Origin of the sequence: Comamonas testosteroni (assembly GCF_030505195.1) — a bacterium.
Taxonomy (GTDB): Bacteria; Pseudomonadota; Gammaproteobacteria; order Burkholderiales; family Burkholderiaceae_C; genus Comamonas; species Comamonas testosteroni_G.
Map to the genome: position 1 here is coordinate 3,933,987 of NZ_CP129672.1, position 14,160 is coordinate 3,948,146.

Sequence of the window (14,160 nt, forward strand, 5' to 3'; positions counted from 1 at the left end):
ATCTATGTTCTTTATCGGTGGAGTCACTTGGACGAGGCGGCGCCGCTCTTGGCGGCCTTGAGCGCGGCCAGCACGCGGCTGGGCGTGAACGGTACTTCCAGCAGGCGCACGCCGGTGGCGTCGAAGATGGCGTTGGCCACGGCGGCGGCGCTGGGCACGGAGGCCGATTCGCCGGCGCCCATGGGCGCCTCGTCGGGGCGCTCGACCAGCAGCGAGTCGATCTCGGGCAGCTCGTCAAAGCGCAGGATGGGGTAGCCGCCCCATTCCACGGAGGTGACGCCGCTCTTGTCGAAGGTGACGAACTCCTTGAGCACGCGGCTGGTGGACTGCACCACGTTGCCGTGCACCTGATGACGCACGCCTGCGGGGTTGACCATGGCGCCGGTGTCCTGGGCGACAAAGACCTTGTCGACCTTGACTTCGCCGGTTTCGCGGTCCACGGTCACGTCGACCACCCAGGTCGCCCAGGCCGCACCGTAGCCGGGGAACTTGCTGTGGAAGTAGCGGGCATAGGCAAAGCCGCGACCCTTGACCAGGCGCTGATCGTCAGCAGCCGCATTGCGGCGCGCCGGACCTTCCTGCCAGTTGCACTGCTTCTTGGCCTCGGCAATCAGCGCCACGGCGCGCGGATCCTTGAGATAGCGCAGGCGGTACTCGATGGGGTCGGCCTTGGCCAGATAGGCGCATTCGTCGATCCAGGACTCATGGGCGAACACATTGGGCAGGGCGGAGACGCCGCGCATCCACGAGGCGCGCACGATGGGCACCGCGTCCTGGGAGATCACGCGCATCTTGGGGTACTCGTACTGCGGAATGGCAGTGCGGTCGCCCATTTGCTGGGCATCGATCTTGGCGGACACCTTGCCGGTGAGGATCAGGGCCAGCGCCGAGGCGTTGTTCGAGGGGTAGCAGGTGCGCAGCTCGTAGGCGGCCACATTGTTGTGCTCGTCCAGGCCGCCGCGCACGCGAATCAGCTGGCCCGTGCCCTTGGGCTCCCAGCCGGCTTCCTGCTCGCGCATCAGCTGCACGCGCACGGGCTTGCCCACGGCGGCAGACATCAGCACGGCGTCCGAGCAGACGTCGTCCGCGCAGTTGCGGCCGTAGCAGCCAGAGGCTTCGAGGCGGGTGACGTTGATGTTGTCGGCATTCACGTCCATGAGCTTGGCAATGTCCTTGCACACGTCGTGAGGGTTTTGCGAGCCGGTCCAGACCTGGATCTGGCCGTTGCCCACTTCGGCAATCGCGCAGGACGGGCCGATGGAGCCGTGAGCGTGATAGGGCCAGACATAGTCGCGGGTCAGCGCAGTCTTGACCTGCTCGACGGCCTGCAGCGCGCCTTCGTCTTCCTGCAGCACGCGGTCGGTCTTGGCGTGGTCCACCAGGGTCTGGTGCAGACCGCTCAGCGACATATCGGGCAGACCGCTCCACTCCTTCCAGGTGACCTTGAGCTGGCGCATGGCAGCGATGGCCTGCTCTTCACGCTCGGCCACCACGCCCACGAAGTCGCCCTTGACCACGACCTTGACGATGCCAGGCAGATGGGCGATGGACTTTTCGTCCACGGACACGAGGCTAGAGCCCAGGGGAGCCGTGGCATCGGCGCCGGTGTAGGGAGGACGGATCACGCGGCCGTGCAGCATGCCGGGCACGCGCAGGTCATGGATATAGGTCAGCGCGCCCAGCACCTTGTTGGGGATGTCCACGCGCTGCACCGACTTGCCGATGTACTCGAAGCCGGACTTGCGCAGCTCGATCTTGTCGTCGACCTCGATCTGCAGATCCTGGCCCTGGACCAGCTCGCCATAGCCGTAGCGCTTGCCGCCGGCGATGACAAAGCCTTTGTGGGTGGTGATGCGCTCGGCGGGAACACCGGATTTTTCGCTCGCCAGCTTGATCAGCAACTGGCGCACCTGCGCTGCGGCATGGCGCATGGGCAGGGACGACACCTGGATGGTGTTGCTGGCAATGGTGGGGCCCAGGTCCGGGGTGCGGGCAGAGTGGCCCAGCACCATGGTCACGGCGGCAAAGTCCACATACAGCTCGTCGGCCACCAGTTGGCCCAGAGCCGTGCGCACGCCCGTGCCCAGGTCCACGTGGCCGTTGTAGGCCGTGACGGAGCCGTCGGCGCCAATCGCGATGAAGCTGTCCACCAGCTTGGCCGAAGGAATGGGGAAAGCGCCCTTGGCAGCCGCTTCAGGGGCGGTCTGGGCCATCAGCAGATGGCCGCCTGCAACGGAGCCGACCATCAGCATGCCGCCGGCCTTGAGCAGCTGGCGACGGGTGAGCTGGGCGTGATTGTCTTTGGTGAAGAATTTCATGATCAGGCAGCCTTTGCGGTGGTGGATGCGCCGGCGGAGGGGAGGGCCGGGCTGTGGCCCATGGCAATCAGCTCACGGGCGCGGGCGGCGGCCTGCATGATTTCCACATGGGTGCCGCAGCGGCACAGATGGCCGGACAGTGCGTGCCTGATTTCTTCGTCGCTGGCCTTGGGCTGCTGGTTGAACAGGGCGACCAGCGCCATGATCATTCCGTTGGTGCAGTAGCCGCACTGGGCAGCCTGTGCATCGACAAAGGCTTGCTGCACCACATGCAGGGTGTACGTGCGCGATGGGGCGGGAGCCTCTTGCTTGGCGGCGCTGACATCCAGCACGGCGCGGTCCTGCAGGGCCTGCGCGTTGGCGGCCTTGCTGGCGTCGGGCGACAGGCCTTCCAGCGTGGTGACCTTCTTGCCGTCCACCGCCTTCAGGGGCACGGAGCAGGAGCGCGCCACCTTGCCGTCGATCAGCACGGCGCAGGCACCGCACTCGCCCAGGCCGCAACCGAACTTGGGGCCGTTGAGCTGCATGTCATTGCGCAGCACATACAAAAGAGGTGTGTCGGCAGTGGCGCTTTGCGCGTCCACTTCCTGGCCGTTCAGAGTGAATTTCATGACGTAGGTTTCAAGAATGGAGTCTTATATATGTGTAGTCAATTATATGACTAGACAAAAATGAAAGAAGTTAACTTGATATAAAGCAGACGCTGTTGCTCTGGTGTGCGCTAGCCGAGGCAAGCTCGGCCTGCGCCGGGCGGCGACTTGCCGGCCCGAGATACGGCGGCAGGGGCAGGCGCGACTCCGGTGAAGGCCCGCCCCGGGAGAAGGCCCGCCCCGCAAGCCGTCTGCGCCGCTATGCACTGATCCGATCCGGGGCCCTGCCCAGAGCCGGGGAGCTAGGCTGTTTGCGTGGAGATGGGCCTCGCCTGCCGACTTGGGGGTTGAAGCGGCGCAGAAATCGGGCTTGAATGCACAGACACCGAAAGCCGGCAATGCATCGGCGCATCGATAGAGAGAGGGGGTCGCGGTCTGCGGGTTGGCAGACATTCATCAGTCCCTGTTCAGGAGAGTCAAGATGGTCAGCAAAAACACGATTTGTCTCTGGTACGAAAGCGAGGCACTGGAAGCCGCCAGGTTCTACGCCCAGACTTTCCCCGACAGCGCCGTGGGCGCGGTCCACCATGCGCCGGGCGACTACCCGTGCGGCAAGCAGGGCGATGTGTTGACGGTCGAATTCACGGTCATGGGCATTCCCTGCCTGGGCCTGAACGGCGGCCCTGTCTTCAAGCACAGCGAGGCGTTTTCGTTTCAGGTCGCGACGGACGATCAGGAGGAAACGGATCGCCTGTGGAACGCCATCGTCGGCAACGGTGGCCAGGAGAGTCAGTGCGGCTGGTGCAAGGACCGCTGGGGTCTGTCATGGCAGATCACGCCCCGTGCACTGACCACGGCCATTGCCGACCCGGATCGCGCGGCGGCCAGACGGGCTTTTGAAGCCATGATGGAGATGAGGAAGATCGATATCGCCGCCATCGAGGCCGCATGGCGCGGCTAGGCGGCCCGCTGCGATAGCAAGGCGGCAACAGGCCGGCGGGTCGGCCCGGCCCGGCCCAAGGGCGCATCGGGGCGCGCGCAGGTGCTGGCGCACTTTGCCAAGCTTTGAGCGTCCTGGGGCAAACGCTTTGCAGACAGCTCTCCTACAGTGAAATTGCTTTCAATTTCGACGATCCGGTGCCTGATGGCCGGTGTTGCCCATGCCTTTTGAATGCCAGGCGGCATTGCGCAGGTCGGGCAAGCCGCGGCCGTGGCTGTGCGTCGAAGCCTGCATTCACTTGGAGACATGCCATGAACTTTCTTGACGGCCATCTATTCCCTGAAAACCAGCAACCCCTGATCATCACGGCGGCACCCTATGCCCCGGGCTGGCTGCCTTCGGATTTTCCCGAAGACATTCCCGTCACCATGCAGGCGCAGATCCAGAAAGCCGTGGACTGCTATAACGCGGGCGCCACGGTGCTGCACCTGCATGTGCGCGAGCTGGACGGCAAGGGCAGCAAGCGCCTGTCCCAGTTCAACGAGCTGATTGCCGGCGTGCGCAAGGCCGTGCCCGAGATGATCATCCAGGTCGGCGGCTCCATCAGCTTTGCGCCCGAGGACGAAGGTCAGGCGGCCAAATGGCTGTCCGACGACACCCGGCACATGCTGGCCGATCTGGAGCCGGTGCCCGATCAGGTGACCGTGACGGTGAACACCTCGCAGATGAACGTGACCGATCAGGCCGAAGACGCGGACTTTGCCGGTACCTCGCGCGCCAATCCCACGCTGTTCAATGCCTACAAGGAAATGACCGTGCCCGCGCAGCCGGGCTGGGTGGAGGAGCATGTGCGCCGCCTGACCAAGGCCGGCATCCAGAGCGCTTTCCAGTGCTACAACCTCAACAGCTTCGAGTCGGTGGAGCGCCTGATGCGCCGCGGCTTCTACAGGGGCCCACTGGTCATGAACTGGGTGGCGATTGCCGGCGGCATGGACACGCCCAGCCTGTACAGCCTGGCCAACTTTGTGCGCGCCGTGCCCGATGGTGCCGTGCTGACCGTGGAAAGCAATGTGCGCAACGTGCTGCCCGTGAACATGTGGGGCATCGCCGCCGGTCTGCATGTGCGCTGCGGCACCGAGGACTGTCTGTGGAACCAGACACGCACCGAGAAGGCCAGCACCGTCTCGCAGATCGAGCAGCTGGTGCGCATCTCGCGCGAGTTCGGTCGTCCTGTCGCCACCGCCAGGCAGGCGCGCGAGATCAGCAAGATCGGAGTGTTCTACGACAGCGTGGAGGAGAGCCTGGCCGCCAACGGCTTTGCGCCCAACCGGCCCGGCGCCAACCAGGGTTTCCTCAGAAAGACTTCCTGATCTCCGGGGACAGGCTTGCAGGCAAGGCGATCACGGCCTCGCCTGCAAGCGGTCTGTGCTGAACCGACATGCGCAAAAACGGCCTCCGCGATGGAGGCCTTTTTCATGCCTGGATGATGTCTGTAAGACCCGGAAAAATGGCTCTGGCAAGACAGGGGCCCGGGCCTGACATAGTCTGCGCACGCCATGGCTCACCGCAATGGCAGGCTGTACCTGGCGGCGCTGCCGCCCTCGCGGGCCTGGGCGCTGTCTTCGGCTTCAGGGCGCGATTGGCGCAAGGCAGGGCCTGGTCGGGTCGGGCGCACATTCATGCAGGGGGCGATGAGGAAAAAAATAATAGCTGCCTGCGCTTTATTTAAAAGCTTTTCAGGCAGCTATGGCTTTACTTTCGATGGCAGTCAAGCGATGCCAGCTATTGTTTGTGTGCAGCGCCGGTGTGATGCACCGTGTGTCGGTGCCGGCATGCGGCGGCGCTGGTGGCTGGCAATAGCGGGTCGGAAAAAGGGGCGCAAAAAAGCAGGCCAGATAGCTCGCTCAAAAAGGCTTGTCGCCGATGATGGCAGCGCGCTCCATCTTGCGCGCGGCGGGCCAGTAGTCCTGCACGGCGTAGTGCTGGGTGCAGCGGTTGTCCCACATGGCGACGCTGCCGGGCTTCCAGCGAAAGCGCACCTGGTACTCGGGGATGGCCGCCTGACTGATCAGATAGTTCAGCAGCATGCTGGCGCCGGGCGTCTTGTCCTGGCCATAGCGCACGTTCTCGGGCGTGTGGTAGTTGGCAAAGTGGGTGGTGAAGCTGCAGACGTAGAGAATCTTCTCGCCGGTTTCGGGGTGGGTTCGCACCACGGGATGCTCGACCGGAGGATGCTGGCGGCCCAGCTCCAGACGCTTTTCTTCGGGCATGACGGCACCGAAGCCATGCTCGATGCTGGACTTGGCCTTGAGACCGTCAATCTTTTTCCTGATGTCTTCGGGCAGGTTGCGGTAGGCCTCGGCCATGTTGACCCAGATGGTGTCGCCACCGACGGCCGGGCCTTCGATGCAGCGCAGCACGCAGCCCATGGTCGGGTTCTCGCGCCACTGGCCGTCGCTGTGATAGGTGTTCTCGTAGTTTTCGCGCTTTTCGCTGCGGTAGATCTGCACCAGACCGGGGTGCTCGGGGTCGCTGCCGGCCACGGGGTGGTCCTCCAGGTCGCCGAAGTGGCGGGCAAAGCCCACATGCTCGGCGCGTGTGATGTCCTGATCGCGGAAGAACAGCACCTTGTGCTGCAGCAGCAGGGCGCGAATTTCCTCGGCCAGGCCCTTGTCGCGGGACGCATCGCCGAGGTGGATGTCGGAAACCTCAGCGCCGATGCTGCAGGTCAGTTGTTCGACTTTCATGGTCTTCTCCTAAGTTGCCGGCAAGGCCTTGATGCAGTGCGCCGCCGTCTGATGGAAAAATTTTCGGCGCAGCCGCAGCCGCAGGGCTTGACCGATCGCGTCAGCTTGTTGCCCTCTTGGGTGGGGGCAAGGAAAACCCTGGGGCCGGGCCGGGGCGTCTTGAAGTGGACGCATCTGCGCGCCGAATCGTCATATCTGTCGCGATCTACTGGTATCCATTGATTGACCGCTGGTGGTGATATTGATAAACATCAACATCCGAAATGCAGCTTGCCCTTGAGCCCTGTTTGCATCCATGAAATCCGGGCCTGCTGCGCAGTACCCGTGTCAACCGTTTTCCTGGTCACGATGAAGCCCCGTATCCGAAGTGTGAGCCTGTGCAAATACGCCAAGGTGGCCAATGAGCTCGGCATCGATCCGCTGCGCATGTTCCGCCAGGTGGGGCTGGATCACAGCTGTCTGAGCTCTCCCGACCTCATGGTTCCCGAAGCGGCGTTTGCGCAGTTGCTGGAGGCTTCGTCGGCGCAGGCCGGGCAGGCTTCGCTGGGCCTGCTCATGGGATCGCATTGGCGTCTGTCCGACTTCGGGCCGATCAGCCTGCTGCTGCAGCACCAGGCCAGCCTCGCAAGCCTGCTCAAGACCTTCAAGGACTATGACCATATGATCAGCACCACCGTGGGCACGGAGGTGGTGACCCAGGGGCGCTATTCCATCATCCAGCTGAACCTGGATACCGAGCGCGAGAGTCCGGGGCGTCACCCGGTGGAGCTGGGTATCACGGCGCTGATGAGCCTGTGCCGCTATCAGCTGGGCAAGCACTGGAGCCCGGCCGGCATCCACTTCTCGCACAGCGCGCCGGGCAGCACCATGAGCCATCGCCGCGTGCTGGGCAGCGAGATCGTGTTCGGCTCGGACTTCGATGGCATCGTGGTGAGCAACGAGGATCTGGAGGCCGTCGATGCCGATCACGACAGCCTGATGGAGAGCCACGCCCGCAGCCTGATGGAGCGCCACGCGCCGCGGCCCATGGCCAGGTCGCTGGAGCAGCAGGTGCGCAGCACCTTGCAGTCGCTGCTGCCCCACGGGCGCCACAGCATTGCCCATGTGGCCGGCGCGCTTGGCTATACGGCCCGCTCGCTGCAGCGGCACCTGGAAACCCAGAACACCAGCTTTCAGGAAACGCTGGACGCCGTGCGCAGCCAGGCCGCGCTGCGTGCGCTGCAGAATCCGCAACTGTCGGTGAGCGAAGCGGCCGCCCAGGCCGGCTTTGCCGAGAACAGCTCCTTCACGCGCTGGTTCAGCAAGCATTTTCAGCAAAGCCCCAGCAGCTGGCGACAGCAGAATCTGAGCCGCAGGCTGTCCTGAGAACGCCAACACGTTCCAAGACTTCTTGCCGAATGACAACGCCAGCCTGCGCGCTGGCGTTGTGCGTTGCGGCTCAGGGCCGGGGCATTGCGTCAGGGCTGGGGCATTGCGGCCAGACGGGTTGCTTCGGGCTGGGCCTTGGCCAGCAGAAAATCGATGCAGGTGCGCACGGCCTTGGTCTGGTGCCGGTTGGGCAGGTACAGGAGATACATATGGGTGCCGAAAATGCTGAGCCGGTACTCGTCCAGCGTGCTCAGCACCTCACCCGTGGCCAGCTTGTCCTGCACCACATAGTCGGGCACCAGGCCCACGCCCAGGCCGGCCAGGATGCCGTCACGCAGAAACGGGAAATGCTCGGAGATCATGGTGGGCTCCAGCATCACCTCGTGGCGCTCGGTGCCCAGATAGGCGGCCAGGCGCAATTGCCGCCCCGTGACCCCGGCGGTGATCAGCGGGCTGGCGCGCAGGGCATGCAGGGTTCTGGGCAGGCCGTGGGTCTGCGCATATTCGCGTGAGGCACAGGCCAGGTAGCGCACCGTGCCCATGCTGCGCGCCACCAGGGACAGGGGCGGCTCCTGGATCACGCGCACGATGATGTCCACATCGTCGCGCAGATTGTCGGCCCGGTTCTCGAACAGCACGTCGAGCACGATGCCCGGGTACAGGCGCTTGAACTCGATCAGCCATTCGCTCATCACGATCTGGCCGTAGCCGCTGGGCACGCTGATGCCAACGCGCCCCTGCAGGCTCTGGCCCAGCGCCGTGATGGCCTCGCGTGCGGCCAGCATTTCGTTGTGGATGTTGCGCCCGTGCTCGTACAGGCGCATGCCGATCTCCGTGGGCTCCACGCGGCGCGTGGTGCGCTTGACCAGTTGCACGCCCACGGATTTTTCCAGCTGGGTCAGGTGATAGCTCACATTGGCGCGCGTCATCTTGAGCTTGCGCGCCGCCTGACTGAGATTGCCGCTATCGATGATTTCGACCAGCAGGGTCAGCGATTGGGAGTCCATGGCGTGTTTGTCCAATTTCCTTTGACAGTCTGTCAATGATTCATGGGATTGTTAGAAAACATTGTCGTCGTAAGAATAAAGCCCATTCCATAAAGAGATTCAGGAGACACGCATGACCGCCCAAGCCAGCACCTCTGTCGTCGAACTCAGGCAAGACGGTGACGTCCTGCTCGTCAGCGTCAACAATCCGCCCGTCAATGCACTGGGCGCTGCCGTGCGCCAGGGTCTGATGGCGGCCATGGAGCAGGCCGATGCCAGCGCCGCAGTCAAGGCCGTTGTGATCGTGGGCGAGGGCAAGGCTTTCATCGCCGGTGCCGATATCCGCGAATTCGGCAAGCCCCCGGTCCTGCCTTTCCTGCCCGATGTCTGCAACCGTATCGAGGCCTGCAGCAAGCCCGTGGTGGCCGTGATCCACGGCGCGGCGCTGGGCGGCGGCCTGGAGATCGCCATGTCGGCGCATTACCGCCTGGCCCTGCCGGGCGCGAAGCTGGGTCTGCCCGAAGTCTTGCTGGGTCTGGTGCCCGGCGCCGGCGGCACGCAGCGTGCACCGCGCCTGATGGGCGTGAAGGCCGCGACCGAGCTGATGCTCAGCGGCCAGCAGATCGGTGCCAAGGCCGGACTGGCTGCCGGTCTGGTGGACCAACTGGAAGAGGGCACGGACCCCGTGTCTGCGGGCCTGGCCTATGCGCGTGAGTTGCTGGCGCAGGGCGCGCCACTGCGTCCCGTCAGCGCCACGCCGGGCCGTCTGGCCGACAAGGCTGCCGCCCAGGCGGAGCTCGATGCGCTGCGTGCCGACACGGCCAAGAAGTCGCGCGGCCTGTTCTCGCCGCTGAAGATCATCGACTGCGTGCAGGCCGCGCTGGATCTGCCTTTTGCCGAAGGCCTGAAGTTCGAGCGTGCCCAGTTTCTGGCCTGCATCGACAGCCCGCAGCGCGCCGGCCTGATCCACGCCTTCTTTGCCGAGCGCGAGACGGCCAAGATTCCCGAAGCCCGCGCCGCGCAGCCGCGCGCCTTCAGCAAGATCGCCATCATCGGCGGCGGCACCATGGGCGCGGGCATCACCGTCTCGGCGCTGGATGCCGGCCTGGTCGTGACCATGATCGAGCGCGACGCCGAGTCCATCGCACGCGGCCAGGCCAATGTGGAGAAGGTCTATAACGGCCTGATTGCCAAGGGCCGCATGAGCGAGGAAGCCAAGGCCGCCATCATGGCGCGCTACACGCCCTCGACCCGCTATGACGACATTGCCGATGTGGACCTGGTGATCGAGGCGGTCTTTGAAGACCTGGAGGTCAAGAAGGCCGTGTTCAAGGAGCTGGACCGCGTCTGCAAGAGTGGTGCCGTGCTGGCCACCAACACCTCGTATCTGGATATCGACGCGATTGCCGATGTCACCAGCCGCCCGCAGGACGTGATCGGTCTGCACTTCTTCAGCCCGGCCAACATCATGAAGCTGCTGGAGATCGTCGTGCCCGCCAAGGTGGCCCCCGATGTGGTGACCACGGCCTTCGAGCTGGCCAAGAAGATGAAGAAGGTGCCCGTGCGCGCCGGCGTCTGCGACGGTTTCATCGGCAACCGCATTCTGGCCACCTACAAGCAGGCCGCCGACTACATCATGGAAGACGGTGCCAGCCCCTACGAGATCGACGAGGCCGTGCGCGGCTTCGGCTTTGCCATGGGGCCCTTCCAGGTCACCGACCTGGCCGGCGGCGATATCGGCTGGGCCACGCGCAAGCGCCGCGCTGCCACGCGCGACCCCAAGGCCCGTTATGTGGAGATTGCCGACCGCATCTGCGAGCAGGGCTGGTTCGGCCAGAAGACGGGCCGGGGCTTTTATCTCTATCCGCAAGGTGCGCGCATCGGTCAGTCCGACCCCGAGGTGCTGGCCATCGTGGACGCCGAGCGCGCCAAGAAGGGCGTGACGCCGCGCCCGTTCACGGCCGAGGAAATCATGCGCCGCTACATGGCCGCCATGGTCAACGAAGGCGCCAAGGTGGTGGGCGAGGGCATTGCGCTGCGCCCGCTGGATGTGGACGTGACCTTTATCTCCGGCTACGGCTTTCCGCGCCACCGCGGCGGCCCCATGAAGTGGGCCGATATGCAGGGCCTGGCCAAGGTGCTGGCCGATATCGAAGCCTTTGCCAAGGAAGACGCGCTGTTCTGGAAGCCTGCGCCGCTGCTGCAAAAGCTGGTGGCCGAAGGCAAGAACTTCGAGAGCCTGAATAAGTAACACCCCCTGAGGCGCGTCGCCGCGCCTTCCCCCTCTCTCGCTTCGCGGGAGGGGGACACTGCCCTCGCTGCGGGGCGGCGGGGCCGCCTAGGCCCTTGCTCGGCAGTCCGCCGATAGGGCGTGTCGGTTTTTGATCGCGTAGTCAAAAAAAGGAGCTGCTAGCGCTTTATTTGTATTGATTTCAGTATGAAAAGTATATGAAAACAAGGAATGGAAAGCGCTTGTAGCTATCAAAAATAATTTTCAACATTCACAGAGACAAGCACCATGCGTGAAGCCGTTATCGTTTCCACCGCCCGCACACCGCTGACAAAGTCGCATCGTGGCGAGTTCAACGTCACTCCCGCCGCCCAACTGGCTGCTTTCTCCGTCAAGGCGGCGGTGGAGCGCTCGGGGGTCGATCCCGAAATGATCGAGGACCTGATTCTGGGCTGCGGCAACCCCGACGGTTTCCAGGGCCGCAATCTGGGCCGCCAGACCGTGTTGCGCGCCGGGCTGCCGCTGTCGATCGCCGGCACCACCATCACGCGTTTTTGCGCTTCGGGTCTGCAGTCCATCGCCATCGCGGCAGGCCGCGTCGTGGCCGAGGGCGTGGACGTGATGCTGGCCGGCGGTATCGAGACCATCTCCGGCATCCGGGCCGGCAACAATCTGCCCACCGACATGGACCCCTGGCTGGTGGAGCACAAGCCCGAGCTGTACATGGCCATGATCGACACCGCCGATGTGGTGGCCAAGCGCTACGGCATCACGCGTGAAGACCAGGATGCGTTCTCGCTGCAAAGCCAGCAGCGCACGGCAGCGGCCCAGGCCGCCGATCTGTTCAAGGACGAGATCATCGCCTGCTCCACACGCATGATGGAGAAGAACAAGGAAACCGGCGAAGTCACCTACCGCGAGGTGGTGGCCACGCAGGACAACTGCAACCGCGCCAGCACCACGCTGGAGGGGCTGGCCAAGCTGGAGCCTGTGAAGGGCCCGGGCAACTTCATCACGGCCGGCAATGCCTCGCAGCTGTCTGACGGCTCCAGCGCCTGCGTGGTGATGGAGGCCAGGCTGGCAGAGCGTCTGGGCCTCAAGCCCCTGGGCGCTTTCCGCGGCTTTGCCGTGGCCGGCTGCGAGCCTGACGAGATGGGCATCGGCCCCGTGTTTGCCGTGCCCAAGCTGCTCAAGCGCCACGGCCTGACGGTTCAGGATATCGACCTGTGGGAGCTGAACGAAGCCTTTGCCTCGCAGGCGCTGTATTGCCAGCGTCAGCTGGGCATTCCCAACGAGCGCCTGAATGTCAACGGCGGCGCGATTGCCATCGGCCACCCTTTCGGCATGACGGGCGCACGCCTGACCGGCCACATCCTGCTTGAAGGCCAGCGCCGCAAGGCCCGCAACCCCCAGGTCAAGTGGGGCGTGGTGACCATGTGCATTGCCGGCGGCATGGGCGCTGCGGGCCTGTTCGAGATTTACTAAGACCCCCTGAGGCGCTGCGCGCCTTCCCCCAAAGGGGGACGACAGCCTCGCTGCGGGGCGGCCCTTGCTCGCTGTCTCTGGCGTGGGCCGCGCGGTTTGCAAGGCGGAGTGCGCTGCGCCATGGATTACCAGGAAATAGCAATGGATTTGCAATTCACCCCCCAGGAAGAGGCGTTTCGCGCCGAGGTGCAGACTTTTCTCAAGGAGAAGCTGCCCAAGCATATTTCGCTCAAGATCAAGGCCGGCCAGCGTCTGAGCAAGGCCGATCAGGACGAGTGGCATGCCATCCTCAACGAGCGCGGCTGGTATGCGAATCATTGGCCCCAGGAGCATGGCGGTCCGGGCTGGGGAGCAGTCGAGAAGTTCATCTTCGACACCGAATGCGCCCTGGCCGGCGGCCCGCGTATCGTGCCCTTTGGCGTGAACATGCTGGGGCCTGTGCTGATCAAGTACGGCAACGAGCAGCAAAAGAAGTACTGGCTGCCGCGCATTCTGAGCGGGCAGGACTGGTGGTGCCAGGGCTACTCCGAGCCCGGCGCGGGCTCCGATCTGGCATCGGTGAAGACCACGGCGGTGCGCGATGGAGACTTCTACATCGTCAACGGCCAGAAGACCTGGACCACCCAGGGCCAGCACGCCAATATGATCTTCTGCCTGGTGCGCACCAACCGCGAGGCCAAGGCCCAGGCCGGCATCAGCTTTTTGCTGGTGGACATGAACAGCCCCGGCGTGGAGCTGCGTCCCATCCGCACGCTGGACGGCGACAAGGAAGTCAACGAAGTCTTCTTCACCGATGTGAAGGTGCCTGTCGAGAATCTGGTGGGAGAGGAAAACCGGGGCTGGACCTATGCCAAGTATCTGCTGACCTACGAGCGCACCGGCATTGCGGGTGTGGGTTTCTGCATCTCGGCCCTGGCCAAGCTCAAGGTCATCGCCGCCAAGGTGCACAAGAACGGCCAGCCTTTGAGCCAGGACCCGCTGTTCGCCGCCCGCATGGCGCGCGTCGAGATCGACCTGGAGAACATGAAGACCACCAATCTGCGCGTGATCGCCGCCGTGGCCGGTGGCGGCGTGCCCGGTGCGGAAAGCTCCATGCTGAAAATCCGCGGCACCGAGATCCGTCAGGAAATCCTGTCGCTGATCCGCCGCGCCATGGGCGTGTATGCCGTGCCCTATATCGACGAGGCACAGTACGAAGGCTATGACCAGGCGCCCATCGGCGGCATCGACGAGGCCGCCACGGCCTCGGCCAACTACTTCAACTACCGCAAGCTGTCGATCTTCGGTGGCTCCAACGAAATCCAGAAGAACATCATCTCCAAGATGATTCTGGGCTTGTGAATCTGTAACCCCCTGAGTCGCTTCGCCTGGGCGGCCCCGCACCTTCCCCTCGCCGGGCGCCCCTAGCCGGGCGCCCCCAAGGGGGACGACACCCTTGCTGCGAGGCGGCTCTTGCTCGGTGTCTCCCTCGAAAGCGGTGATGCCGAGCGATCTGG

General features: G+C 64.3%; 10 protein-coding genes. 6 read left to right on the top strand and 4 right to left on the bottom strand.

The features are described 5' to 3' along the window. Positions 1 to 23: 23 nt before the first annotated feature. The gene (locus tag QYQ99_RS18230) at positions 24 to 2,318 is read right to left on the bottom strand and encodes a xanthine dehydrogenase family protein molybdopterin-binding subunit (protein WP_291603301.1); all 2,295 of its coding nucleotides are present in this window, start codon (positions 2,316 to 2,318) and stop codon (positions 24 to 26) included. A gap of 2 nt (positions 2,319 to 2,320) precedes the next feature. Further along, on the bottom strand, positions 2,321 to 2,929 hold the full coding sequence (locus tag QYQ99_RS18235) for a (2Fe-2S)-binding protein (protein WP_302089437.1): 609 nt from the start codon (positions 2,927 to 2,929) through the stop codon (positions 2,321 to 2,323). Positions 2,930 to 3,389: 460 nt separating this feature from the next. Here QYQ99_RS18235 and QYQ99_RS18240 point away from each other — a divergent pair, with 460 nt between their 5' ends. Together QYQ99_RS18240 and QYQ99_RS18245 are read left to right on the top strand one after the other, a co-directional pair. Then, the gene (locus tag QYQ99_RS18240) at positions 3,390 to 3,869 is read left to right on the top strand and encodes a VOC family protein (protein ID WP_302089438.1); all 480 of its coding nucleotides are present in this window, start codon (positions 3,390 to 3,392) and stop codon (positions 3,867 to 3,869) included. Between the two features lie 290 nt (positions 3,870 to 4,159). Then, positions 4,160 to 5,218 (top strand): 3-keto-5-aminohexanoate cleavage protein, encoded by a 1,059-nt coding sequence (locus QYQ99_RS18245; RefSeq protein ID WP_302089439.1) that lies wholly within the window; start codon positions 4,160 to 4,162, stop codon positions 5,216 to 5,218. A 534-nt stretch (positions 5,219 to 5,752) separates the two neighbouring features. Here the strand turns inward: QYQ99_RS18245 and QYQ99_RS18250 are convergent. Beyond that, positions 5,753 to 6,595 carry a TauD/TfdA dioxygenase family protein gene (locus tag QYQ99_RS18250; protein WP_302089440.1) on the bottom strand — a complete coding sequence of 281 codons (843 nt, stop codon included), beginning with the start codon at positions 6,593 to 6,595 and terminating at the stop codon, positions 5,753 to 5,755. A 324-nt stretch (positions 6,596 to 6,919) separates the two neighbouring features. Here QYQ99_RS18250 and QYQ99_RS18255 point away from each other — a divergent pair, with 324 nt between their 5' ends. Continuing rightward, a complete protein-coding gene (locus QYQ99_RS18255; protein WP_302089441.1) occupies positions 6,920 to 7,960 on the top strand; it encodes an AraC family transcriptional regulator in 1,041 nt (346 codons plus the stop codon). Positions 7,961 to 8,052: 92 nt separating this feature from the next. Here the strand turns inward: QYQ99_RS18255 and QYQ99_RS18260 are convergent, their stop codons facing one another. Beyond that, positions 8,053 to 8,970 (bottom strand): LysR family transcriptional regulator, encoded by a 918-nt coding sequence (locus tag QYQ99_RS18260; RefSeq protein ID WP_291603281.1) that lies wholly within the window; start codon positions 8,968 to 8,970, stop codon positions 8,053 to 8,055. 112 nt (positions 8,971 to 9,082) lie between these two features. Between QYQ99_RS18260 and QYQ99_RS18265 the strand changes: the two genes are divergently transcribed. The 3 genes from QYQ99_RS18265 (at position 9,083) to QYQ99_RS18275 (ending at position 14,005) form a co-directional block, all read left to right on the top strand. Next, positions 9,083 to 11,200 (top strand): 3-hydroxyacyl-CoA dehydrogenase NAD-binding domain-containing protein, encoded by a 2,118-nt coding sequence (locus QYQ99_RS18265; protein WP_302089442.1) that lies wholly within the window; start codon positions 9,083 to 9,085, stop codon positions 11,198 to 11,200. Between the two features lie 267 nt (positions 11,201 to 11,467). Beyond that, entirely contained in the window at positions 11,468 to 12,664 is a 1,197-nt protein-coding gene (locus QYQ99_RS18270) for an acetyl-CoA C-acyltransferase (protein WP_302089443.1), read from the top strand. A 141-nt stretch (positions 12,665 to 12,805) separates the two neighbouring features. Continuing rightward, complete coding sequence (locus tag QYQ99_RS18275) at positions 12,806 to 14,005, top strand: acyl-CoA dehydrogenase family protein (protein WP_302089444.1); 1,200 nt, start codon at positions 12,806 to 12,808, stop codon at positions 14,003 to 14,005. Positions 14,006 to 14,160 lie beyond the last annotated feature (155 nt).

Bases quoted from the DNA above. Each gene is read 5' to 3' on its own strand.
- QYQ99_RS18245 (WP_302089439.1), top strand. From the start codon at position 4,160: ATGAACTTTCTTGACGGCCATCTATTCCCTGAAAACCAGCAACCCCTG.
- QYQ99_RS18265 (WP_302089442.1), top strand. From the start codon at position 9,083: ATGACCGCCCAAGCCAGCACCTCTGTCGTCGAACTCAGGCAAGACGGT.
- QYQ99_RS18260 (WP_291603281.1), bottom strand. From the start codon at position 8,970: ATGGACTCCCAATCGCTGACCCTGCTGGTCGAAATCATCGATAGCGGC.
- QYQ99_RS18235 (WP_302089437.1), bottom strand. From the start codon at position 2,929: ATGAAATTCACTCTGAACGGCCAGGAAGTGGACGCGCAAAGCGCCACT.
- QYQ99_RS18230 (WP_291603301.1), bottom strand. From the start codon at position 2,318: ATGAAATTCTTCACCAAAGACAATCACGCCCAGCTCACCCGTCGCCAG.
- QYQ99_RS18270 (WP_302089443.1), top strand. From the start codon at position 11,468: ATGCGTGAAGCCGTTATCGTTTCCACCGCCCGCACACCGCTGACAAAG.
- QYQ99_RS18250 (WP_302089440.1), bottom strand. From the start codon at position 6,595: ATGAAAGTCGAACAACTGACCTGCAGCATCGGCGCTGAGGTTTCCGAC.
- QYQ99_RS18240 (WP_302089438.1), top strand. From the start codon at position 3,390: ATGGTCAGCAAAAACACGATTTGTCTCTGGTACGAAAGCGAGGCACTG.
- QYQ99_RS18275 (WP_302089444.1), top strand. From the start codon at position 12,806: ATGGATTTGCAATTCACCCCCCAGGAAGAGGCGTTTCGCGCCGAGGTG.